The sequence below is a fragment of the Acinetobacter sp. ABJ-A23_2 genome (assembly GCF_044538765.1).
Lineage (GTDB): Bacteria > Pseudomonadota > Gammaproteobacteria > Pseudomonadales > Moraxellaceae > Acinetobacter > Acinetobacter nosocomialis_A.
The window spans coordinates 13,202-33,256 of the sequence record NZ_JBIUCP010000008.1 but is presented as its reverse complement, the minus strand read 5'-3'; the positions used below and the strand labels follow the sequence as shown (position 1 = coordinate 33,256).

General features: G+C 38.0%; 23 protein-coding genes. 16 read left to right on the top strand and 7 right to left on the bottom strand.

Annotated features, from left to right (window positions below):
* The first annotated feature begins 18 nt into the window (after positions 1 to 18).
* Positions 19 to 1,620, top strand: a complete 1,602-nt coding sequence (gene rtcR / locus ACH63V_RS04640) for an RNA repair transcriptional activator RtcR (protein ID WP_396462874.1) — start codon at positions 19 to 21, stop codon at positions 1,618 to 1,620.
* A 57-nt stretch (positions 1,621 to 1,677) separates the two neighbouring features.
* Here the strand turns inward: rtcR and ACH63V_RS04635 are convergent, their stop codons facing one another.
* Complete coding sequence (locus ACH63V_RS04635; protein ID WP_000003115.1) at positions 1,678 to 2,310, bottom strand: alpha/beta hydrolase; 633 nt, start codon at positions 2,308 to 2,310, stop codon at positions 1,678 to 1,680.
* 126 nt (positions 2,311 to 2,436) lie between these two features.
* Here ACH63V_RS04635 and yaaA point away from each other — a divergent pair, with 126 nt between their 5' ends.
* The gene (gene yaaA, locus ACH63V_RS04630; RefSeq protein WP_396462873.1) at positions 2,437 to 3,210 is read left to right on the top strand and encodes a peroxide stress protein YaaA; all 774 of its coding nucleotides are present in this window, start codon (positions 2,437 to 2,439) and stop codon (positions 3,208 to 3,210) included.
* 19 nt (positions 3,211 to 3,229) lie between these two features.
* Positions 3,230 to 3,853, top strand: coding sequence for a metal-dependent hydrolase (locus tag ACH63V_RS04625; RefSeq protein WP_396462872.1), 624 nt, complete (start codon positions 3,230 to 3,232; stop codon positions 3,851 to 3,853).
* A 126-nt stretch (positions 3,854 to 3,979) separates the two neighbouring features.
* Here ACH63V_RS04625 and ACH63V_RS04620 read toward each other — a convergent pair whose 3' ends face one another.
* The 5 genes from ACH63V_RS04620 to ACH63V_RS04600 form a co-directional block, all read right to left on the bottom strand.
* On the bottom strand, positions 3,980 to 4,765 hold the full coding sequence (locus ACH63V_RS04620) for a thiazole synthase (protein ID WP_396462871.1): 786 nt from the start codon (positions 4,763 to 4,765) through the stop codon (positions 3,980 to 3,982).
* Between the two features lie 13 nt (positions 4,766 to 4,778).
* Positions 4,779 to 4,976: a sulfur carrier protein ThiS gene (gene thiS / locus ACH63V_RS04615; protein WP_004700562.1), complete on the bottom strand. Its 198-nt coding sequence runs from the start codon at positions 4,974 to 4,976 to the stop codon at positions 4,779 to 4,781.
* Between the two features lie 13 nt (positions 4,977 to 4,989).
* Complete coding sequence (locus ACH63V_RS04610) at positions 4,990 to 5,355, bottom strand: DUF423 domain-containing protein (protein ID WP_114154511.1); 366 nt, start codon at positions 5,353 to 5,355, stop codon at positions 4,990 to 4,992.
* A gap of 111 nt (positions 5,356 to 5,466) precedes the next feature.
* The gene (gene rpoH, locus ACH63V_RS04605) at positions 5,467 to 6,333 is read right to left on the bottom strand and encodes an RNA polymerase sigma factor RpoH (protein WP_002049311.1); all 867 of its coding nucleotides are present in this window, start codon (positions 6,331 to 6,333) and stop codon (positions 5,467 to 5,469) included.
* A 133-nt stretch (positions 6,334 to 6,466) separates the two neighbouring features.
* The gene (locus ACH63V_RS04600) at positions 6,467 to 6,712 is read right to left on the bottom strand and encodes a sulfurtransferase TusA family protein (RefSeq protein ID WP_042077021.1); all 246 of its coding nucleotides are present in this window, start codon (positions 6,710 to 6,712) and stop codon (positions 6,467 to 6,469) included.
* A 374-nt stretch (positions 6,713 to 7,086) separates the two neighbouring features.
* Between ACH63V_RS04600 and ACH63V_RS04595 the strand changes: the two genes are divergently transcribed.
* Positions 7,087 to 7,299 (top strand): cold-shock protein, encoded by a 213-nt coding sequence (locus tag ACH63V_RS04595; protein WP_000126912.1) that lies wholly within the window; start codon positions 7,087 to 7,089, stop codon positions 7,297 to 7,299.
* A 109-nt stretch (positions 7,300 to 7,408) separates the two neighbouring features.
* Positions 7,409 to 8,560: an ATP-dependent RNA helicase RhlB gene (gene rhlB / locus ACH63V_RS04590; RefSeq protein WP_042077024.1), complete on the top strand. Its 1,152-nt coding sequence runs from the start codon at positions 7,409 to 7,411 to the stop codon at positions 8,558 to 8,560.
* A 38-nt stretch (positions 8,561 to 8,598) separates the two neighbouring features.
* Here the strand turns inward: rhlB and ACH63V_RS04585 are convergent, their stop codons facing one another.
* On the bottom strand, positions 8,599 to 8,979 hold the full coding sequence (locus ACH63V_RS04585) for a hypothetical protein (protein ID WP_042077025.1): 381 nt from the start codon (positions 8,977 to 8,979) through the stop codon (positions 8,599 to 8,601).
* Between the two features lie 203 nt (positions 8,980 to 9,182).
* On the opposite strand from ACH63V_RS04585, the gene ACH63V_RS04580 reads away from it, so the two are divergent.
* The 11 genes from ACH63V_RS04580 (at position 9,183) to ACH63V_RS04530 (ending at position 19,952) form a co-directional block, all read left to right on the top strand.
* A complete protein-coding gene (locus ACH63V_RS04580) occupies positions 9,183 to 9,758 on the top strand; it encodes a nitroreductase (RefSeq protein WP_042077027.1) in 576 nt (191 codons plus the stop codon).
* A 34-nt stretch (positions 9,759 to 9,792) separates the two neighbouring features.
* Positions 9,793 to 10,866 (top strand): NAD(P)H-dependent glycerol-3-phosphate dehydrogenase, encoded by a 1,074-nt coding sequence (locus ACH63V_RS04575; protein WP_002049214.1) that lies wholly within the window; start codon positions 9,793 to 9,795, stop codon positions 10,864 to 10,866.
* Positions 10,867 to 10,922: 56 nt separating this feature from the next.
* Positions 10,923 to 11,378, top strand: a complete 456-nt coding sequence (locus ACH63V_RS04570; RefSeq protein ID WP_001177595.1) for a histidine phosphatase family protein — start codon at positions 10,923 to 10,925, stop codon at positions 11,376 to 11,378.
* A 22-nt stretch (positions 11,379 to 11,400) separates the two neighbouring features.
* A complete protein-coding gene (gspL, locus tag ACH63V_RS04565) occupies positions 11,401 to 12,540 on the top strand; it encodes a type II secretion system protein GspL (protein WP_396462870.1) in 1,140 nt (379 codons plus the stop codon).
* Positions 12,540 to 13,019: a type II secretion system protein GspM gene (gene gspM / locus ACH63V_RS04560; protein ID WP_396462869.1), complete on the top strand. Its 480-nt coding sequence runs from the start codon at positions 12,540 to 12,542 to the stop codon at positions 13,017 to 13,019. Before gspL ends, gspM begins: the two co-directional genes overlap by 1 nt.
* 89 nt (positions 13,020 to 13,108) lie before the next feature.
* Positions 13,109 to 14,113 carry a quinone-dependent dihydroorotate dehydrogenase gene (locus ACH63V_RS04555; protein ID WP_004707879.1) on the top strand — a complete coding sequence of 335 codons (1,005 nt, stop codon included), beginning with the start codon at positions 13,109 to 13,111 and terminating at the stop codon, positions 14,111 to 14,113.
* Between the two features lie 6 nt (positions 14,114 to 14,119).
* Positions 14,120 to 14,707: a CvpA family protein gene (locus ACH63V_RS04550; protein ID WP_263614145.1), complete on the top strand. Its 588-nt coding sequence runs from the start codon at positions 14,120 to 14,122 to the stop codon at positions 14,705 to 14,707.
* A gap of 25 nt (positions 14,708 to 14,732) precedes the next feature.
* The gene (gene purF / locus ACH63V_RS04545; RefSeq protein ID WP_019457102.1) at positions 14,733 to 16,274 is read left to right on the top strand and encodes an amidophosphoribosyltransferase; all 1,542 of its coding nucleotides are present in this window, start codon (positions 14,733 to 14,735) and stop codon (positions 16,272 to 16,274) included.
* Between the two features lie 78 nt (positions 16,275 to 16,352).
* Positions 16,353 to 18,242 (top strand): M48 family metalloprotease, encoded by a 1,890-nt coding sequence (locus tag ACH63V_RS04540; protein WP_396462868.1) that lies wholly within the window; start codon positions 16,353 to 16,355, stop codon positions 18,240 to 18,242.
* A 100-nt stretch (positions 18,243 to 18,342) separates the two neighbouring features.
* The gene (locus ACH63V_RS04535) at positions 18,343 to 18,975 is read left to right on the top strand and encodes a hypothetical protein (protein WP_396462867.1); all 633 of its coding nucleotides are present in this window, start codon (positions 18,343 to 18,345) and stop codon (positions 18,973 to 18,975) included.
* A gap of 11 nt (positions 18,976 to 18,986) precedes the next feature.
* Complete coding sequence (locus ACH63V_RS04530) at positions 18,987 to 19,952, top strand: D-glycerate dehydrogenase (RefSeq protein ID WP_263614143.1); 966 nt, start codon at positions 18,987 to 18,989, stop codon at positions 19,950 to 19,952.
* The last annotated feature ends 103 nt before the right edge of the window (positions 19,953 to 20,055 follow it).

Sequence of the window (20,055 nt, the reverse complement as noted above, 5' to 3'; positions counted from 1 at the left end):
TAAAATTTTATAGAAATTATGGCGGATGCAAAGAAAACAGTCGTTATTGGCTTTGTCGGTTCTACACTTGATCAGGGGAGAAAGCCAGATCGATGGCAACGTTGGCGTCCTACGATTAGCTTGTTAATGCATGAAGATTTGCTTGTAGATGAATTGGTACTTTTACATGATCGACAGCATCATAATTTAGTTAAATCTATAGCAGCAGATGCTAAAGAGATTTCTCCACAAACTGAGGTTTCTGGACATAAGATAAGTATTAAAGATCCTTGGGATTTTGCTGAAGTTTATGGTGCACTCTATGACTTTATAAAAACGTATCCGTTTGATGTCGAAAAAAATAACTATTTACTGCATATCACGACAGGAACGCATGTTGCTCAAATTTGTTGGTATTTATTGATAGATGCGCATTATTTACCAGCTCAACTTATCCAAAGTTCACCTAATCAACACAAGACATCAGAAGGTGAATATAGAATTATTAATCTGGACTTATCTCGATACGATGTTTTAAAACAGCGCTTCGATGATGAGCAAAAGCAAAATTGGCAACAACTTAAAGCCAATATTTCTACTCATAATAAAGCGTTTAATCAACTTATTGAGGAAGTTGAATTAGTTGCAACCCGCTCTAGTGCACCTATTTTAATTATGGGGGCAACAGGGGTTGGTAAGTCTCATTTGGCAAAACAAATTTTTCAGTTAAAGAAAGATAAATTTCAATTAAGCGGCCGTTTTATTGATGTTAACTGTGCAACCTTGCGTGGTGATAGTGCCATGTCAACTTTATTTGGTCATATAAAAGGTGCATTTACCGGAGCAGCTGCATCTCGTGCTGGTTTATTAAAAAGTGCTGACCAAGGTATTTTATTTTTAGATGAAATTGGTGAATTGGGACTTGATGAGCAAGCTATGCTGCTAAAAGCTTTAGAGGACAAAAGCTTTTTTCCTGTTGGGAGTGATAAAGAAATTCAAGCCGATTTTCAGCTAATAGCGGGTACTAACCGTGATTTGCGCAATGAGGTTCAAGCTGGTCGTTTTCGTGAAGATTTATGGGCTCGTTTGAATACGTGGACGTTCTTCTTACCAAATTTAAAAGATCGTGTAGAGGATATTGCACCCAATATTGATTTTGAGCTGCAACGTTTTGCTGCAATGCATCAAAGGCAACTGCATTTTCAACGTGATGCCTTAGAAACATATTTAAAGTTTGCTAAATCGGCAGATGCATCATGGCAAGGAAATTTTAGAGATTTAGCAGCGAGCGTAACTCGGTTGGCAACTTTATCTCAAGGTGAGTTAATTCGTCGTGATGCTGTAGAAAAAGAAATTCAACGTCTAAAGCAGCTTTGGCTTATTCAGGATGAATCTTACAATGATAAAGATGCAGATATTCTGTTGAGCTATTTAAGTCCTGAGCAGCTGGAACAAATAGATGAATTTGATCAGATTCAATTACGAGGTGTACTCAAAGTCTGCGAAAATTCAAAATCAATGGCAGAGGCAGGAAGACAACTCTTTTCAGTATCACGCCAACAACGTAATACAACAAATGATAGCGACCGAGTGAAAAAATATTTAGCGCGTTTTGGATTAAGTTGGAATAATTTTCAATAAGGACATGGTATATAACTTGATGGGCTTAGACTCAATCTATGCCCATCAAGTTACTGTTTATTTCATAATAATAAAGCGTGTAATGATTTGGCGAAGCTGTTTTAAATAACCTGTAAAGAAGTGGTTAGCGCCCGGTAAAATCGTAATTGGATGCTTTTGTGGTTTTGCCCACTCAATTGCATCTGAAAGTAAGGTGATGTCATCTTGTTCACCATGAATGAGTAGAATATCACCTTGAATTTCAGGTGTTTTATAGTGACGTAAGCCCACAACAGTAGCTGTTGGTAAACCACATAAAATTAACTGTACTGGCTGTAATTCAGGGCTAAGCTGCGCATGACATTTTGCCAAAACATGTGAGCCAAAGCTAAAGCCACCTGCATAAAATGGCAAACCTGCATGAAGCTTACGGACATGCTCAATCACAGCTAAAATATCTTCAGTTTCTCCATGACCTTCATCATGAACACCTTCACTGCCGCCTAATCCACGGAAACTAGGACGGTAAACGATACAGCCATATTCATTAAAGATTTGGGTTAAAAGAGCAGGGACTTTATGTTGAGGAGTTCCACCTTGTAAGGGGTGAGGGTGACAAACAACTGCAAAGCCTTTGATTTCACCTTCAGGGCGGTCAACAAAAAGTTCAATTTTACCTACTGGACCCTGGATGAAAATTTGCTCAGACATAGAAGAACCGCTAAATAACAATACGTAAGTGCTATTTTACCGATAGTCGTCATTGAAAACACGAGTTAGCATTAAAAAATATCTACTGTTATAGTTGGCATTAATAATAATTTTTTCAGGTTGTCTATGCTTGCTTTAATTTCTCCTGCAAAAACTTTAGATTATGAAACAGCGTTACCTACAGATGAGTTCACTCAGCCGCGCTTGTTAGAACACTCCGCACAATTAATTGATGTTTGCCGCAAACTTTCTGCGTCGGAAATTGCGAGTTTAATGAGTGTTAGTGAAAAAATTTCCACACTAAATGCAGATCGATTTAGAGATTGGAATCCCGAATTTAATTTCTCAAATGCTCGCCAAGCAATCTATGCATTTAAAGGGGATGTTTATACGGGTTTAGATGCTTATCACTTAAAAGATAAAGATATTGATTTTGCACAGCAGCATTTGCGTATGCTCTCTGGTCTATATGGTTTATTACGTCCTTTAGATTTAATGATGCCGTATCGTTTAGAGATGGGTACTAAATTAAAGAATACACGCGGTCATAATTTGTATGAGTTTTGGGGTGACATCATCACTAACCAAATTAATGAAGACTTAGCAGAAATTAAATCTGAATTGCTGGTAAATCTAGCTTCAGATGAATATTACAAATCTGTCAATGAAAAGAAAATTAAGGCTGAAATTGTGAAGCCAGTTTTTCTTGACCAGAAAAATGGCAAATATAAAGTCATTAGTTTCTATGCGAAAAAAGCACGTGGTTTAATGGCTCGTTTTATTATTGAAAACCAATTAAATAAAGCTGAGGACATCAAAGCGTTTAATACCGAGGGTTACTACTTTGATGCTGATAATTCATCGGCAAAAGAGTTGGTATTTAAACGTGATGAGCAATAATCCTAAGCGTGGTTAATAGATGATGATGCAGCTTTATTTATTAAAACTGAAACATTTTTGGTTTGAGCTGCATCAGCATTATCTTTTTTCCGAACCGCAGAAAATTTATGATGAACTTATTGCGGCTTATAGTGAAAAGCAGCGAGCCTATCATACCGTCCAACATTTGTATGAATGTTTGAGTTTGTATGAATTGATTCGGTCTGAGTTAAATGATCCTTATTCTGTTGCATTGGCTCTTTGGTTTCATGATGCGGTCTATGATCCAGAAGCTAAAGATAATGAACTTAAGAGTGTTGAGTTATTTGAACAAGCGATGGCGCAAGATTTATCATCCGATACTCTAGAGAAAATAAAGCGTTGGATTCTTGCGACTCAAAAGCATGCATTAACCGATGAAACAGATTTGCAATTTTTATTGGATATTGATTTAGCTATTTTGGCAGCAACACCTGAGCGTTTTATGCAATATGAACAGCAAATTCAGCAGGAATATGCTTGGGTTGATCCAGAAGTATATGCAATTAAGCGAAAAGAAGTTTTAATGCATTTTTATCAGTCTGAGCCACTTTATCAAACTGCATATTTCCAAAAGAATTTTGATTTAAACGCCAAGCAAAATTTAAAGCAAATATTAGAATAGCCTAAGCTAAATATAAAATTTAGATCTGTTGATTGAATAAAGAGATATAAGCTTTAAAAAGAAAAAAAGATGGTTATATGAACGGGGAGAGGAATCACTGAAAAACAGTGATTCCTTAGAAATAAATTATTTAAAGAAATACCCTGTTTCTGGCGAGCTTGCATTTGCCATACGTTTACGTGGCATACGACCTGCTAAAAATGCTTCACGTCCAGCTTCAACAGCTTTTTTCATTGCAGAAGCCATCAAAATAGGGTTTTGAGCAGCTGCAATTGCTGTATTCATGAGTACGCCGTCACATCCAAGTTCCATAGCAATTGCTGCGTCACTTGCTGTACCAACACCTGCATCTACTAAAACTGGTACTTTCGCATTTTCTTTAATAATTGAAATGGTGTGCGGGTTTAAAATACCTAAACCTGAACCGATCAGACTACCTAAAGGCATAATCGCAACGCAGCCCATACTTTCAAGTTCTTGCGCAATGATTGGGTCATCCGAGGTGTAGACCATAATCTCAAAACCATCATCAATCAAAGTACGAGCCGCTTTTAATGTCTCGGTTACATTTGGATATAAGGTTTTTTCATCACCCAACACTTCAAGCTTTACTAGGTTATGACCATCGAGTAACTCACGCGCTAACATACATGTACGTACTGCGCTGTCAGCATCAAAACAACCTGCGGTATTTGGCAAGATAGTATATTTTTCTGGTGGAATAACTGAGAGTAAATTCGGTTGATCTGGATTTTGTCCAATATTCACACGGCGGATTGCGACGGTTACAATTTCTGCACCACTGGCTTGAATAGCTAAATCCGTTTCATTTAAGTCTTTATATTTGCCAGTTCCTACCAATAAACGAGATTGAAAAGAACGTGAACCAATAATGAGAGGGATGTCTTGCATGGATAACTCCGACTTAGCCGCCGCCAACAGCGTGAATAATTTCGATACGGTCATGTTGAGCAATCGTAATTTGCTCTAATTTGCTTTTAGAAACGATTTGCTGATTGTGTTCGACAGCAAAACGTTTTCCTTCAAGTGCCAACTCCTGAATGAGTTGCAACAGGTTTTGGCTGGGCGTGTCCGTTAATTCGCCATTTAAATAAATTTGCATGATCACATTCCGATTATTTTGCGTATTTGAAAGCATTCCAAGCCAAGATCAGCCATCCAGCAATCATTAAAGCTCCACCGATTGGCGTAATTGCACCTAATATTCTTGGTAATCCCAGCGCCATGATATAAAGCGAACCACAAAAAAATAGAATACCAATCTGGATAAATAAGAAAGATAACTTGATTGGGAAATGGGGAAGAACCTTACTTAAAATACCAAGCGCTAATAGGCCTAGAGCATGATAAAAAAAGTAGTCGGTTGCAGTCTGCCACCAAGCAAGTTGCTCGGGACTCGCGTGAGCTTTAAGACCATGTGCTCCAAAAGCACCCAACATGACTGCAAAAGCAAGATTAAGGGCTGAAATGGCAATCCACATAACAAAAAACGCAACTGAATAATGAAAGGCAACGTTACCATAGAATAGGTTGGCTAAACATAGCCAGATAAAACAAAAGGGCTTATCGCCCTTTTATTTTTTTCATTTACTTTAGCTTGCCGACATAGCGACTTTAATTTTTTCCATCGCATTTTTTTCAAGCTGACGAATACGTTCTGCCGAAACATTATACTCAGCAGCAAGCTCGTGTAGGGTAGATTTATCATCATCTAACCAACGGCGCTGCAAAATATTACGCGAACGATCATCTAACTGGTCCATGGCATCATGTAAAGCAGATGTACTTTGCTCTTCCCAGTCTTCATTTTCAACTAAACGAGCCGGATCATAACGGTTATCTTCAAGATACAACGCAGGGGCAGTATGTGGCGTATCATCGTCATCATCACCTTGCGCTTCAAAAGCAGCATCATAAGCAGTTAAACGACCTTCCATTTCCAGAACTTGTTCTGGAGTTACATTCAAGTCGTTTGCAATAGATTGCGCTTCTTCGAGCGTTAATTTTTTACTCGATTTTTTTAAACTACGTAAGTTGAAGAAAAGTTTACGTTGAGCTTTAGTTGTTGCAATTTTTACAATACGCCAGTTACGAATAACGTATTCATGAATTTCTGCCTTAATCCAGTGGACGGCAAAAGATACTAGACGTACGCCCATATTTGGGTCGAAACGTTTTACGGCTTTCATTAAGCCTAAATTACCTTCTTGAATAAGGTCGCCTTGTGGTAGGCCATAACCTGCATAGCTGCGCGCAATATGAACGACAAAACGTAAATGCGACATTACCAGCATTTTTGCGGCATCAAGATCTTGGTCATAATAATAACGTTCAGCAAGTTCTTTTTCTTGCTCGGCCGTTAAAATAGGAATCTGATTGACAGTACTGATATATGCACCAAGGTTTACACCGGGCGCAGACAATGACAGGGGCATCAATTGATTGCTGCTGTCACTCATGAGTTCTCCTTATAGGATAGGATGGATTAACCAATAAATTCATCTTAATTTGAATTGCCTTCATAATTAAGGAAAATTGGGTAGAAAAATGTAAAATTTTATGCAGTTACTAATCTTAGATTTTAACAAAGAATCATTGAGTTTCAATTAAATAGTGAAATTCTCTTTCTGAAATTTGCATGGTTTGACACATAAAATGATGTAAATTGCAGTAACGCGTTACATCAATTTCACTATGAGGGTCAGATGATTTCAATAAAAATAGCTGCTTTCCTGATACTTTCTTAAGTTCACGTTTCAACATTAATAAAGGCATTGGGCATGGTTGACCAAGGGCATTAATTTCAATAGGCGTTACAGTAGAAGAGGTAGTGCTCATTCATTATAAAAACAACTAAAAAAAATATTCTAACAAATTTTTTGATGAACTCTAGGTGTTTTATAAAAATTAAAAGGTAAAGGATTATATAAAAATTATTGTAATAAGCTGTTTAAAAAAAGAGCTAAAAATAGGGGAAATATTTGAAAAAAATTCTATTAATTGTCATAAACCCGTGTTAAGCTCGAACCGTTTTAGGGATTACCACACAGTTAAATTGTTTTAATAACCTATAACAAATGGATGTAACCGGAAATTGTTGATAGTTTTACAGAATGATTACAAGCTTTAAGATTATAAAAATTTTAAATACTTGTTTACTCTGCTGTTTGCAACACCGGAAGGTCCTTTTTTCATCATCTGAGGATTGACTTATGACAGCTCGTGAACAAGGCGTAGTAAAGTGGTTTAATGACACTAAAGGCTTTGGTTTTATTCAACGTAACGGCGGCGACGATGTATTCGTTCACTTCCGTGCAATCGTAGGTGACGGTCACCGTTCTCTACGTGACGGTCAACGCGTAGAGTTTAGCGTTGTACAAGGTCAAAAAGGTTTTCAAGCTGAAAACGTTCAGCCTTTAGACTAAGACTAATTCATCTTTTTGATGAATGATGGACGCTCCAATTTTTGAATTGGGGCGTTTTTGTTTATAATGATCTTCTCATTCGAGAGATTGTTTGTTAGAGCGCGTATTTATGACATCTGGTTTTGAAACCTTGAATTTACATCCGCAACTTAAAAAGGCGATTGATGCTTTAGGGTTTACTCAAATGACCCCAATTCAGCAAAAGGTTTTAAAATATACATTAGCCGGGCATGATGCAATTGGGCGAGCACAGACAGGAACAGGTAAGACAGCTGCCTTTCTGATTAGTGTAATTAATGATTTACTCAATAATCCGGTTCAAGAGCAACGCTTCCGTGGCGAGCCTCGTGCTTTAATCTTGGCGCCTACTCGTGAGTTGGCATTGCAAATTGAAAGTGATGCAAAATTCCTCACAAAATTCTCTAATTTACATGTCGTGACCCTATTGGGTGGTGTTGATTTTGATAAGCAGAAGAAGCAACTTGATGCTAATTTTGTTGATATTATTGTCGCTACACCTGGACGTTTAATTGATTTTGTAGAACAAAAAGAAGTTTGGCTCGATCAAATTGAATTTTTAGTCATTGATGAAGCTGACCGTTTATTAGATATGGGCTTTATTCCTTCGGTAAAACGTATTGTTCGTTATTCACCGCGTAAGGAACAACGCCAAACTCTAATGTTCTCGGCGACATTTAGTTACGATGTCTTAAATTTGGCAAGACAGTGGTTGTTTGAACCTGTAACAGTTGAAATTGAGCCTGAACAAAAGACCAATAACGATGTCGAACAACGTGTTTATGTTGTGGCTAAACAAGATAAATATCGTCTTTTACAAGATATTTTACGTGAAGAGCCAATTGATAAAGTTATGATCTTTGCTAACCGTCGTGATCAGGTGCGCCGTCTTTACGATCATTTGAAAAAAGATGGGTATAAAGTAGGGATGCTATCTGGTGAGATTGCTCAAGATAAACGCATGAAAATGTTGGAGCAGTTCAAACAAGGTAAGCATAACATCATGATTGCAACGGATGTCGCTGGTCGTGGTATTCACGTAGATGGCGTATCTCATGTAGTCAACTTTACTTTACCTGAACAATCTGATGATTATGTTCATCGTATTGGGCGTACAGGCCGTGCAGGGGCACAGGGTGTAAGTATTAGTTTCTTATCTGAAGATGATGCTTTCTATTTACCGGAAATTGAAAAAGCAATTGGTAAGAAATTACCGCTTACCCGATTAGATGGCTACTGCTAATAAAAAAATCCCAATCAATTGATTGGGATTTTTTTTACTTAATTAATTTTGCAATAAAAAGTAAGGGTAGTTTGGTAGTCATCATCTTTAGCCAAAGACGCATTTTTACCGGTTAAAGTACCAATGACACCCGCAGCAGCTTCTACCATTTGACCAGTCTTTTCACTGACCACATCTTTTAATACGCCGTGATAAGAGGTTTTTTCATCTACAATAACTGGGCTTGTACTCTTAGAGCACGTTTTTTGTGCCGCAGTAACTGCATTATTCTTTGCAATTAAATTAGTTTTACCAATACCAGTCACTTCAAACTGATTATTTTCTTTTTGAATTGCTAGAGTATTTTTAGGGGTGGTTGCACAAGCACCTAGTAATAAAACAACGCCGCTCATTGCGCTCGCTAAAATTATTTTTTTCATGATTCACCTAAGTTAATCGCCAAAAGACATAGCTATTTGAACATAAGTTTTCTAATTGATTTTGAAGACGTTGTATGAGTTTTGAAGTTTTGTATTAAAAAATGTCAAACTATAAGTTCACTAGGTTTATAAGCTAGATTCAATGGTGGATTAACGGTAGATTATGCTAATCTATTTCGAATTTTTGAGTTAGATCAATATTAATGACGGATTCAGCAATACAAATAATTCACCAAAATATTCATCAGCGTCAGTCTATTGGCCAATTAATTGAACCAGCTCCAAACTCAGAGCAACTAGAGTTAGCTTTTCAGGCTGCTTTAACGGCTCCAGATCATCATAGACTTAAGCCAACGCGTTTTGTAGTTATTCCAGGTGAGCAACGCGGTGCTTTCGGTGAGGTTCTAACAAAAGCTTTGGCAGATTTAGGTGAAACTGATCCCGCTCAACTTGAACGTGTTAAGCAACATCCTTTTCGCGCTCCGCTACTTATTTTAGCGCTGACTCAGTTACAAGATCACCCAAAAGTACCACATTTTGAGCAAATCTTAAGTACAGGTGCGGCAGTACAAAATCTTTTGTTATCTTTGCAAGCTCAAGGGTTTTCAACCATGTGGCGTAGTGGAGCTGTTGTTGAATCAAATTGGTTAAAACAGTATTTAGGACTGCAACCACATGATTTAATTTCAGGTATTATTTACGTTGGCACTGCAGCTAAAGCAATTGCGCCTCGTGCAGATATTGAAAGTAAAGAATTCGTAAAAGTTTGGCAGGCTTAAACGTCTGTAAAAGTAAGAAATAGGATAATAAAGCATGGCTGAATTTAAGTTTACAGATTTGGTGGAACCTGTTGCGGTCGATAAAAAAACGGCATTACGTATTACCGTTTTAGGGGGCGGTAGCTTTGGTACAGCCATGGCGAATTTAGCTGCTCGTAATGGCTGCGATACCATGATCTGGATTCGTGATGCCGAAACAGCAGAAGAAATTAATAAAACCCATATTAATAAACGTTATTTACCAGACTTTACTTTAGAATCTTCATTACGTGCAGTTTCTGATTTGGAACAAGCTGTATGTGATCGAGATATTATTTTGGTCGCAATTCCTAGTCATTCTTTCCGTGATGTCTTAAAACAAATTGCTCCTTATATTACTGCACAAGCGGTTGTTTCTTTAACGAAAGGTGTTGAAGCTAAAACGTTTAGTTTCATGAGCGATATTATTCGTGAAGAACTACCAGAAGTTCCATATGGTGTATTGTCAGGTCCAAACCTTGCCAAAGAAATTATGGCAGGCATGCCATCTGGTACAGTGATTGCTAGTGATTCCGAGCTTGTTCGTTATGCTGTGCAGCATGCGCTTCATAGTGCGTTATTCCGCGTTTTTGGTAGTGATGATGTGCATGGAGTTGAATTGGGTGGAGCGCTTAAAAATATTTATGCAGTTGCAATGGGAATTGGTGCAGCATATAAAATTGGTGAAAATACCAAGAGTATGATTTTAACGCGTGCTTTGGCTGAAATGAGCCGTTTCGCGGTAAAGCAGGGTGCAAATCCACTTACGTTCTTAGGTTTATCTGGTGTGGGCGATTTATTTGCGACTTGTAATAGTCCATTAAGCCGTAACTACCAAATCGGATATGCGCTAGGTTCTGGTAAGACATTGGATCAAGCTAGTAAAGAGTTGGGTCAAACTGCTGAAGGGATTAATACAATTGTTCAGGTGCGTGGTAAAGCACAAGAACTGGACGTATATATGCCAATTACCAATGCTTTATATGAGGTGATTTTTGAAGGCGCTCCGCCATTAAATATTGCACTTTCTCTTATGAAAAATGGGCATCGTAGTGATGTCGAGTTTGTTTTACCTCATCATGAAGTCTGACGAATAAATGTCATAAATTGTGGTTATAATGCAGGAATTATTAACAAGGAAATTTTATGCAACTGACATTAGTTCGTCATGGGGAAGCTGCTCCACCAGTAAATGGTAATGATATTAAACGTCCACTTACTGCGCGTGGGCATGCACAGGCTGAACAAACAGCAACATTTTTAAAAGATATTGTAAAACCTGATATTTTTGTAGTCAGTCCTTTGTTGCGTGCTCAAGAAACATTGGCACATATTCAGACATATTTTAAAGATGTGCCTGTGTTGTTGTGCGATAAAATTAAGCCAGATGATGATGCAAAAGAAGCAATTGAGTGGTTGTCTCAAATTCCTTATGAGTCGATTGTGGTGGTTTGCCATATGAATGTTGTAGGCCATATTGCAGAGCTACTTACTCATGAGAATTTCAATCCATTTGCGCTTGCTGAAGCTAGAATTTATGATCAAGCTGTTATTGCAAATGGTTTATCAACACAAAAAAATAGTTTTATACCCACAATATAATTAAAAAGGTTATTTAGCCGACATGCTGTATATATGGATGCCTGAAACCAATGGAACATGGCATTGGTCTAACGGAGAAAGCTGGTTGCAGGCTGCGAGTCTCGATCAATTAATACAAGACTTGCAAATACATCAAGGAAAAGAGGCTACGGTCTTTTTTCCGAGTCGCCATGCTCAAATGCTTCAGCAATCTATGGCGAAGTCCCACTATAAACAGCTGGGGGCTGATGGGGTTAAATATCTACTTGAAGAGTTTGTAACTTTACCTATTGATCACATGAAAGTGGTCCACCATTTTCATGCGGATCAGTTAACTGTCTTAGGTGTTGCTCAAGGTATGGTTGAGACATGGCAACATTCCTTGGCTTTACTGCCAACCAAACTTGTTGCTTTGTTACCTGATTTTCTGATTTTGCCTGAACCACAAACTGAGCAAGTTATTCTGTGTAATATTAACCATCAACTTTTGGTGCGTGAAAATAAGTGGTTAGGTAATTCAATTGATGATTTGGGGCTTTTTTTAGAATTTCAGCCAGCTGAAATACATTATCAATATAGCGGTTTAACAGCAGAGCAACTAGAGAGTTTAGAAGCCGCCTCAAGCGCAGAGCAACGTTCTGAGTTTGTTTATCAATTTCAGTCTCTAGATAAAACTAAGCAACATCCTTTTAATGTTTTGCCAAAATCAAAAGGTCAGGAGCGTACTTTCTCTGGCTATTGGAAAGCTTGCGCTGCTGTTGTTTTAGCAATTATTGTGGTGCAGTTTAGCTATGATTTATTGCGTTGGGTCAAATTGAAAAAAGTGGCGAATCAAACTGCTGACCAAACGATTGAACAATATAAATATTGGTTTGGGCCATCTAGTCGTGTAACCGAACAAAATATTAAAGGTCAATTTGAAAGCCATCTAAGAATGAGTCAGCAAGGTGATACACAAGCACTTTCTTTGTTGAGCCGTGTTGGCCCAATTTTAATGCAAAGACAGATTTTGGCTCAGCAACTTAATTATGATGCTTCAATCTTAACGATGGCATTAAAAGCAAAATCGGCAGATGATTTACAAGCTTTGACACAACAATTAAATCAGCAAGGATTTAAAGCTGAGCTAGGTAATGTTCAAGCAAATGGTGGTGGGGCAATTGGGGTGGTGAAAATACAATAATGAAAATGTTAGCTCAATTGCAGAATCGTTTTGATCAGTGGATTGAACAAGTTGTTCAATACCTAGATCGTTTAACTGTCCGTGAACGCGTTATGGTGGTCTTTACTACAATTTTTGTTGTAGTCGCTATTGTTGGATCTTCACTTTGGAAAATGCATTCCTTGGCAGAACAACAGCAAAAACGCTTAAATGATTTAAAAGATTTGATGGTGTGGATGCAGAGTAATGCGGTTACTATGAAACCCGCAAATGAGCTTGAACTTGATAAGTCTGGAAAAATACAAAGGGTGGCTCAACAGCAAGGTTTAACTGTGACTTCTCAGCAAAATGGAGAGCAGTTACAAATTGTTGTAACACATCAGAATTATGCGGTTTTAGCTAACTTTTTAACACAACTTGCACAGATGGGCCTTAGTATTCAGAAGATGGAAATGGTTTCAAGCGAAGGTCAGATTAAATTAACAGCGACAGTTCAATAACATATTAAAATATGCTTATGTCAGGCATGGTGTTTTGTGCTGCCTGTGCCTATAATATGCGTACCTAAAATCAGTAGACTGTGATTGGTATGTTATATTCACTTGCTCGCCCGATGTTGTTTAGTTTAGCACCAGAGCGTGCCCATGAATTAACATTATCCATGCTTGATAAAGCGCATAAGCTAGGCATGATGCGTCAGGCTGTAGAAGCAAAGCCTACTACATGTATGGGAATAGAGTTTCCTAACCCTGTAGGTTTGGCAGCAGGCCTAGATAAAAATGGTGCTCATATTGATGCCTTGGCTGGATTAGGTTTCGGTTTTATTGAAATTGGCACAATTACACCTCGCCCACAATCGGGTAATCCAAAACCACGTTTATTTCGTATTCCTGAAGCTAAAGCCATTATTAACCGCATGGGTTTTAATAATGATGGTGTTGATAAGCTGATTGAAAATGTTAAAGCTTCAAAGTTTAGAGGCATTTTAGGAATCAATATTGGTAAAAATGCTGATACGCCTGTCGAAAAAGCAGTTGATGATTACTTGATTTGTCTTGAGAAAGTTTATAACTACGCGTCATACATTACAGTTAATATTTCATCTCCAAACACTAAAAACTTGCGTAGTTTACAAAGTGGCGATGCGTTAACTGAATTACTGCAAACTTTAAAAGCGCGTCAACTTGAGTTGGCTGAGCAATATAATCATTATGTTCCTTTGGTTTTGAAAGTCGCTCCGGACCTAACAGCTGAAGATGTTGAGTTTATCTCTGCTCAATTATTAGATTTTAAAATTGACGGTCTTATTGTGACCAATACGACTTTATCGAGAGAAGGGGTGGAAAACCTGCCTTACGGTAATGAGTCAGGTGGTTTGTCAGGCGCTCCTGTATTTGAAAAAAGTACAGAATGTTTACGTTTATTTGCTCAATCATTAAAAGGACAAATTCCTTTAATCGGTGTGGGTGGTATTTTGTCTGGTGAGCAAGCTTTAGCGAAACAACAAGCTGGAGCAACACTTGTTCAAATTTATAGTGGTCTAATCTACACAGGACCAACACTTGTAAAGCAATGTGTTGAAGCTATGACCTAATTGAACATGAACACTATTGATATCATCATTCTAATACTTTTGCTCATTGGGGGGCTAAACGGTTTGCGACAAGGATTTATAAAAGCCTTTGCGAACTTGGTAGGATGGATTTTTGCATTAATTATGGGTGCAAAATATGCTGTTCTTCTAGCTCCGTCAATGTCGGGTTTAAGTCAGGATCCGGTGGTTCAAAAGATTGCGGCTTTTGCATTTATTGCACTTATTATTGTTGTTTTAACTTGGATCGTCACTGCACTTTTAAATGGCCTCTTGAAAAGTTTGAAATTGGGGCCATTAAATCGTTTAGCAGGTGGTGCTTTTGGTTCGTTGAAAGGTTTACTGGTCGTTCTTATTACCATGCAAGGTGTAGGACCTTGGGTTGAGGGTTCAGCAAACTGGAAACAGTCCATACTTATACAATTTTTACTGCCTTATGCGCCTTTAGCCACAGAGCTTTCTAAAGACGCAGCAAGTGAGGCATATCATCAGATAACATCTGGAGGTGGTGTATCTCGCACTTCTCCAAAACCAATGGACGAGTCGGAAGAATCAGAAATCCGGCCCGACCATTCAACAAAGAATCCTTTTTATTAATTCCTAGCTTGTCTGCGAGGTTGCTATGTGTGGAGTTGTTGGTATAGCCGGTAAATCGCCAGTGAACCAAATGTTGTTTGATGCATTAACGATGTTGCAGCATCGTGGGCAAGATGCAGCTGGAATAGTAACCTGCCATGAAGGCCGTCTTTTCCTTCGTAAGGATAACGGTATGGTGCGTGATGTCTTTCATACTCGTCATATGAGAGCATTACTTGGTAATTACGGTATTGGTCATGTACGCTACCCAACTGCGGGTTCTGCTAGCAGTGCTGAAGCTCAACCATTTTATGTGAACTCGCCATACGGGATTACACTTGCACATAATGGTAACTTGACCAATGCAGAAGAAATTCATGATGACCTGTTTAAAACAGATTTACGTCACATGAACACTGATTCTGACTCAGAAGTTCTTTTAAACGTTTTTGCACATGAGTTGCAAAAGAAAGGAACACTAAACCCTACAGCTGAAGATATTTTCCATACGGTTTCTCGTGTTCATGAGCGCTGTCAAGGTGCTTATGGCGTAGTGGCTATGATCACTGGTCATGGTTTGGTTGGTTTCCGTGATCCAAATGGTATTCGTCCACTTATTTACGGTTCGCGTGAAACTGAACAGGGCGAGATGGAATATATCATTGCATCAGAGTCTGTAGCGATTACTGCACTTGGTTTTAAAATCGAGCGTGATATTGCACCAGGTGAAGCAATTTTTATTGATTCTGAAGGTCAGTTATTCACTAAACAGTGTGCGGCAGAACCAAAATACCGCCCATGTATTTTTGAATATGTTTATTTTGCTCGTCCAGACGCAATTATTGATGGTATTTCAGTTTATAAAGCCCGTTTAAAAATGGGTGAAAAATTAGCGCATAAAATTTTGCGTGACTGGGGTGAGGACCATGATATTGATGTGGTTATCCCAATTCCAGATACAAGCCGTACTTCAGCATTAGAACTTGCAAATATTCTTGGTGTGAAGTTCCGCGAAGGCTTTATGAAAAACCGTTATATCGGTCGTACCTTCATTATGCCGGGTCAACAACAGCGTAAAAAATCTGTACGTCAGAAATTGAACCCTGTTGAATTAGAGTTTAAAGGCAAGAACGTTCTATTGGTGGATGACTCTATTGTACGTGGTACTACGTGTAATGAGATCATTCAAATGGCGCGTGACTCAGGTGCGAAAAAAGTATACTTTGCTTCAGCAGCACCAAAAGTAATGTATCCAAACGTTTATGGTATCGATATGCCTGCTAAGACTGAGCTTATTGCTTCAGAACGCAGCGTAGAGGAAATCCAGGAAATTATTGGTGCTGATCGTTTAGTATTCCAAGATTTGGAAGACTTGAAGAACGCCGTACGTACAAGTAAGGTTCCTACATTGACTGAGTTTGATTGTTCTGTTTTTGATGGTATCTATGTAACTGGTGGAATCGATGCAGACTATCTGAATAATTTGGAGCAGAAGCGTAATGATTCTGCGAAAAAGAAAAAAGATGGTTATATTGATGTCAATATTGATGCAGCGTCAGTAGATTTGACGGGTATTAAAGAAGAATAGAAATAGCCGAAAAAAGCGGGTGTTTCCCGCTTTTTTCTTTTATGATGAAACTTAACAATGTAATTGGGATTATTTACATTGAAAGAAGTAAGCCACTATTTAATCGAAAATAAAAATATGGCATGGTCCATCACTATGTGTTTGGTCGCTGTGCTTTTAACTATTTTTATTTTAAATCTCATTTTAGGTTTACTCGTTCATTTTTTTGATTATAGTCAGCCAATTTGGTGGCACGCTTTAAGTCCATATTTTGTTGCTCTTTTGCTTTTTATTATGGTTTGGTCGGTGGTGACTGAACTTTATATTTTGCGTAAAGGTGGACATTCCCTTGCCAAGCAGCTTAAAGCGCGTCGTTTGGTAAAAGGTGAGAGTACACCAGAAGAACATGCGGCATTAAAAATTACAGAACATTTGGCGCAAACATTTTCTCTTAACGTTCCAACTCTCTATGTGTTGCCTGACGAAGTAGGTGTAAATGCGTTAACGGCAGGTTTTCACTCAAATGATATTGTCATTATCTTGACCTGGGGTGCTTTACAGAATCTGGATGAACTGGAGCTGTATGGTTTATTGGGCCATGAGTTTAACCAAATTTTATCGGGCGAAGCTGTAGAAAATACTAAATTAAAAATTTTATACAGCGGTTTAACGACTTTCAGTCAATGGGGTAGTAAACTCGCCAAGCAAGGTTTTAAACGCTATAGTCCCGGTTATAAGCATAAATTTGAAACGGTATTTGTTGCTGTCGGTGGTGTAATCTGGTTGGCGGGAAGCTTGGGTGTATTAATCACTCGTTTTATTAAATATTTAACATTAAGTGGCCGTACGTTTCGCAATGACCAAAAAACCATGCGATTATTAAAAAATAGTACAAATACCCAAACATTATTACGTATTTATGTTCACCATTCAGGATCACAAATTCATAGTGCTTATTCTGAATCAATCGCGCATATGTGTTTTGCAAACTCACTTAGCCCTCAAAGCTGGATGAATATTCACCCAAGTATTCGTGAGCGTATTTACGAGCTCAATCCCACTTTACTGCAAGATTTACAGTTAGAAAATTTAAAGAAACTTCGCAATAGGCCTTTATTTAGCCTTTTCCGTTCATTAGAAGAATCTGAGACAGAAATCTATATTCCGTGGTCATCACCACAACCTCTGCCATTATTACGACTTTCTCCAATTAGTTTTGCATTAAATGATGCGATCAAGCCTTTAAGTGGTGATATCCGGCGTAATAAAAAACGCCCTGAACTTATTCAGCGTGCATTGCAAACAGCCACTGGTTCGCGTGAGGTGATGGTTGCAATTTTAATGATTCGTCAATATCGAGAATTTATTCCGCAAGAAGCTCCAGTAAGCCATTCGATTGTCGATGCTTTGCTTAATTTGGATGGTCGTATTCATATTCAGATATTTCACGACGCATGTAAAAATATTGGCCATATGCCTGCAAGTATTGCACGTCAATTTTTGACAAAACTGGCACTGATTATTCAGGAAGATGGCGAAATAGGACTGCTTGATGCGCTATTACTAGAGCGTGTTAAGTATGAATTGAATTTGATGCCACTTCATTTGCCAACAGCATTTGAAGAGGTGAAACCTCAAATAGTTCGTTTGATTGATGCATTGCTCCATGTGCAGCAAATTAATAGTCCAAACCAGTTGGAAGTTCGCGAACGTATTTTGCGCTCTTTACTTAACCCAGATGAAATGCATATTTATGATGAAATTTCGGATGAGCCTTTAGACTTGGCTGAAATTTTAAATGACATTGCTGGGCTCTTGCTTCGTGATCGTTTAAGTATTTTGGCAATTGCTGAGATGTGCTTATGGAGTGACCGAATTATTACGCAAGATGAACTGGATGTGCTTGAATTGCTTTACTGGCGATTTGGTTTCGAGTCTGATGAAATTGTAGAGCAAATGCAGAAGAAAAATAGCGTTATGATTATTTAAGAAACATATGTGGTTTCCAATAGGGATCATTAAAAGAAAACGCTGAAAAAAAATCAGAAGCCCGTTAGAATGTGTGTAGATTAGAGGTACTGATTTAAACATGATTGGGCAGCAAAGAAATATACTGGCAACCTTAGGAATCGATGTATGGATTCCTAGAACACAAGTGTGCCAAAAAAATAATGCCCATACTGTATGGCGAGATCAGGTTGTCGAATCTCAAGCACCAATTATCGCACCTACAATAGATGTTCCTACTTTTGAAAAAAAGCCATCTAAGCCTGTGTTGCCTGAAGTTCCTAAAGTCGTAGAGGAGCCTTCAATAGCAATTGTAGATGTTCCACAGTCTGAAGTGGTTGTTGAGCAAGAGGCAATTGCTCCATTTGAGATGCAAGCTTATTGCCTTGAAAAGTATGTAATCTTTGTTGATGTAACTGCATTAGAAAAAGAAGAAAAACAACTTTGGGCAAATATACAAAAGGCCAAAGTCGGGCACTATGCTGAATTAAAATGGCCTTTCCCGTTAGCTGCTTATCAGGATCAACGTGGTGTGGGTTCATATATTCAAGGTTTTTTAGATGCTGTGGCGGCAGAAAAAAAGATTTTATGTCTGGGTAAATGTGCCTATATTCAACATACAAATATTATTCATTTAGCTAGTTTAAAAGAAATGTTAGATAAGCCTCTCCTTAAAAAAAGGTTGTGGCAACTTATGCAAGATAACAATGAGTAGTAGGGATATACATGAAAAAGGTTGTGGTTTTTAGCCAAATCGATAAAGAAATTTTGTCACGGTTGCAGCAGGACTATCATGTTGTCGTATTAAACCCTAAATTGGGTGATATTAATGAACAGATACGACAAGAAGTGGTAGATGCTGATGGAATGATTGGGGCAGGCCGCTTACTTAATGAAAGTAACCTTGCTCCAGCACAAAAATTAAAAATTATTTCATCTGTGACAGTTGGCTACGATAATTATGATGTTGCTTATTTAAACCAAAAGAAAATCTGGTTATCAAATACACCACATGTTTTGACTGAAACTACAGCAGATCTTGCCTTTACTCTATTGTTAAGTGCAGCTAGAAAAGTACCATTTCTAGACCATTGGACTAAACAAGGTGAATGGAAAAGAACAGTTGGGCCACAGGAGTTTGGTCTGGATGTTTTTGGGAAAACACTAGGTATTATTGGATTGGGTAATATTGGTGCTGCAATTGCACGTCGTGGTTTTTATGGTTTTAATATGAATATTGTTTACCATAATCGACGTGAAAAGCCTGAATTGGCTGAGCCATTGAATGCTCAATATCTAGGTTTGGATGAGTTGTTACAACAGTCTGATTTTGTAGTCACAGCAGTTGATTTAAATGCAGAATCTAAAGCATTAATGGGTAAAGCTCAATTTGAGCTTATGCAAAAGCACGCTATTTTTATTAATATTGCGCGTGGTTCAGTGGTTGATGAGCAGGCACTTATTGAAGCTTTACAGCAGGAAGTTATTTTTGCTGCAGGTTTGGATGTATATGAAAAAGAGCCTTTGCAAGATTCTGAACTTTTCAAATTACCAAATGTAGTTACTTTGCCTCATGTTGGTTCTGCTACAGCTGAAACACGCAAAAAAATGGCAAACTTAGCATATAAAAATTTGGTAGAAGCATTAGAAGATAAAACACCAAGATATTTGGTGAATCCTAATTTCGTATAAATATTGAATAACACTTCATTGCAAATATAGTCTATTTTCAATGTTATAGTGAAAGCCTGTTCATATGATGCAGCAAACTCAAGCATTCTATGAATGGGCTTTT

Coding starts and splice junctions, on each gene's coding strand:
- rtcR (WP_396462874.1), top strand. CDS start 19: ATGGCGGATGCAAAGAAAACAGTCGTTATTGGCTTTGTCGGTTCTACA.
- gspL (WP_396462870.1), top strand. CDS start 11,401: ATGCTGTATATATGGATGCCTGAAACCAATGGAACATGGCATTGGTCT.
- thiS (WP_004700562.1), bottom strand. CDS start 4,976: ATGCAAATTTATTTAAATGGCGAATTAACGGACACGCCCAGCCAAAAC.
- ACH63V_RS04535 (WP_396462867.1), top strand. CDS start 18,343: ATGATTGGGCAGCAAAGAAATATACTGGCAACCTTAGGAATCGATGTA.
- ACH63V_RS04530 (WP_263614143.1), top strand. CDS start 18,987: ATGAAAAAGGTTGTGGTTTTTAGCCAAATCGATAAAGAAATTTTGTCA.
- ACH63V_RS04610 (WP_114154511.1), bottom strand. CDS start 5,355: ATGTGGATTGCCATTTCAGCCCTTAATCTTGCTTTTGCAGTCATGTTG.
- ACH63V_RS04625 (WP_396462872.1), top strand. CDS start 3,230: ATGATGATGCAGCTTTATTTATTAAAACTGAAACATTTTTGGTTTGAG.
- ACH63V_RS04555 (WP_004707879.1), top strand. CDS start 13,109: ATGTTATATTCACTTGCTCGCCCGATGTTGTTTAGTTTAGCACCAGAG.
- ACH63V_RS04600 (WP_042077021.1), bottom strand. CDS start 6,712: ATGAGCACTACCTCTTCTACTGTAACGCCTATTGAAATTAATGCCCTT.
- gspM (WP_396462869.1), top strand. CDS start 12,540: ATGAAAATGTTAGCTCAATTGCAGAATCGTTTTGATCAGTGGATTGAA.
- yaaA (WP_396462873.1), top strand. CDS start 2,437: ATGCTTGCTTTAATTTCTCCTGCAAAAACTTTAGATTATGAAACAGCG.
- ACH63V_RS04595 (WP_000126912.1), top strand. CDS start 7,087: ATGACAGCTCGTGAACAAGGCGTAGTAAAGTGGTTTAATGACACTAAA.
- ACH63V_RS04550 (WP_263614145.1), top strand. CDS start 14,120: ATGAACACTATTGATATCATCATTCTAATACTTTTGCTCATTGGGGGG.
- ACH63V_RS04570 (WP_001177595.1), top strand. CDS start 10,923: ATGCAACTGACATTAGTTCGTCATGGGGAAGCTGCTCCACCAGTAAAT.
- rhlB (WP_042077024.1), top strand. CDS start 7,409: ATGACATCTGGTTTTGAAACCTTGAATTTACATCCGCAACTTAAAAAG.
- ACH63V_RS04620 (WP_396462871.1), bottom strand. CDS start 4,765: ATGCAAGACATCCCTCTCATTATTGGTTCACGTTCTTTTCAATCTCGT.
- ACH63V_RS04635 (WP_000003115.1), bottom strand. CDS start 2,310: ATGTCTGAGCAAATTTTCATCCAGGGTCCAGTAGGTAAAATTGAACTT.
- ACH63V_RS04585 (WP_042077025.1), bottom strand. CDS start 8,979: ATGAAAAAAATAATTTTAGCGAGCGCAATGAGCGGCGTTGTTTTATTA.
- ACH63V_RS04575 (WP_002049214.1), top strand. CDS start 9,793: ATGGCTGAATTTAAGTTTACAGATTTGGTGGAACCTGTTGCGGTCGAT.
- ACH63V_RS04580 (WP_042077027.1), top strand. CDS start 9,183: ATGACGGATTCAGCAATACAAATAATTCACCAAAATATTCATCAGCGT.
- purF (WP_019457102.1), top strand. CDS start 14,733: ATGTGTGGAGTTGTTGGTATAGCCGGTAAATCGCCAGTGAACCAAATG.
- rpoH (WP_002049311.1), bottom strand. CDS start 6,333: ATGAGTGACAGCAGCAATCAATTGATGCCCCTGTCATTGTCTGCGCCC.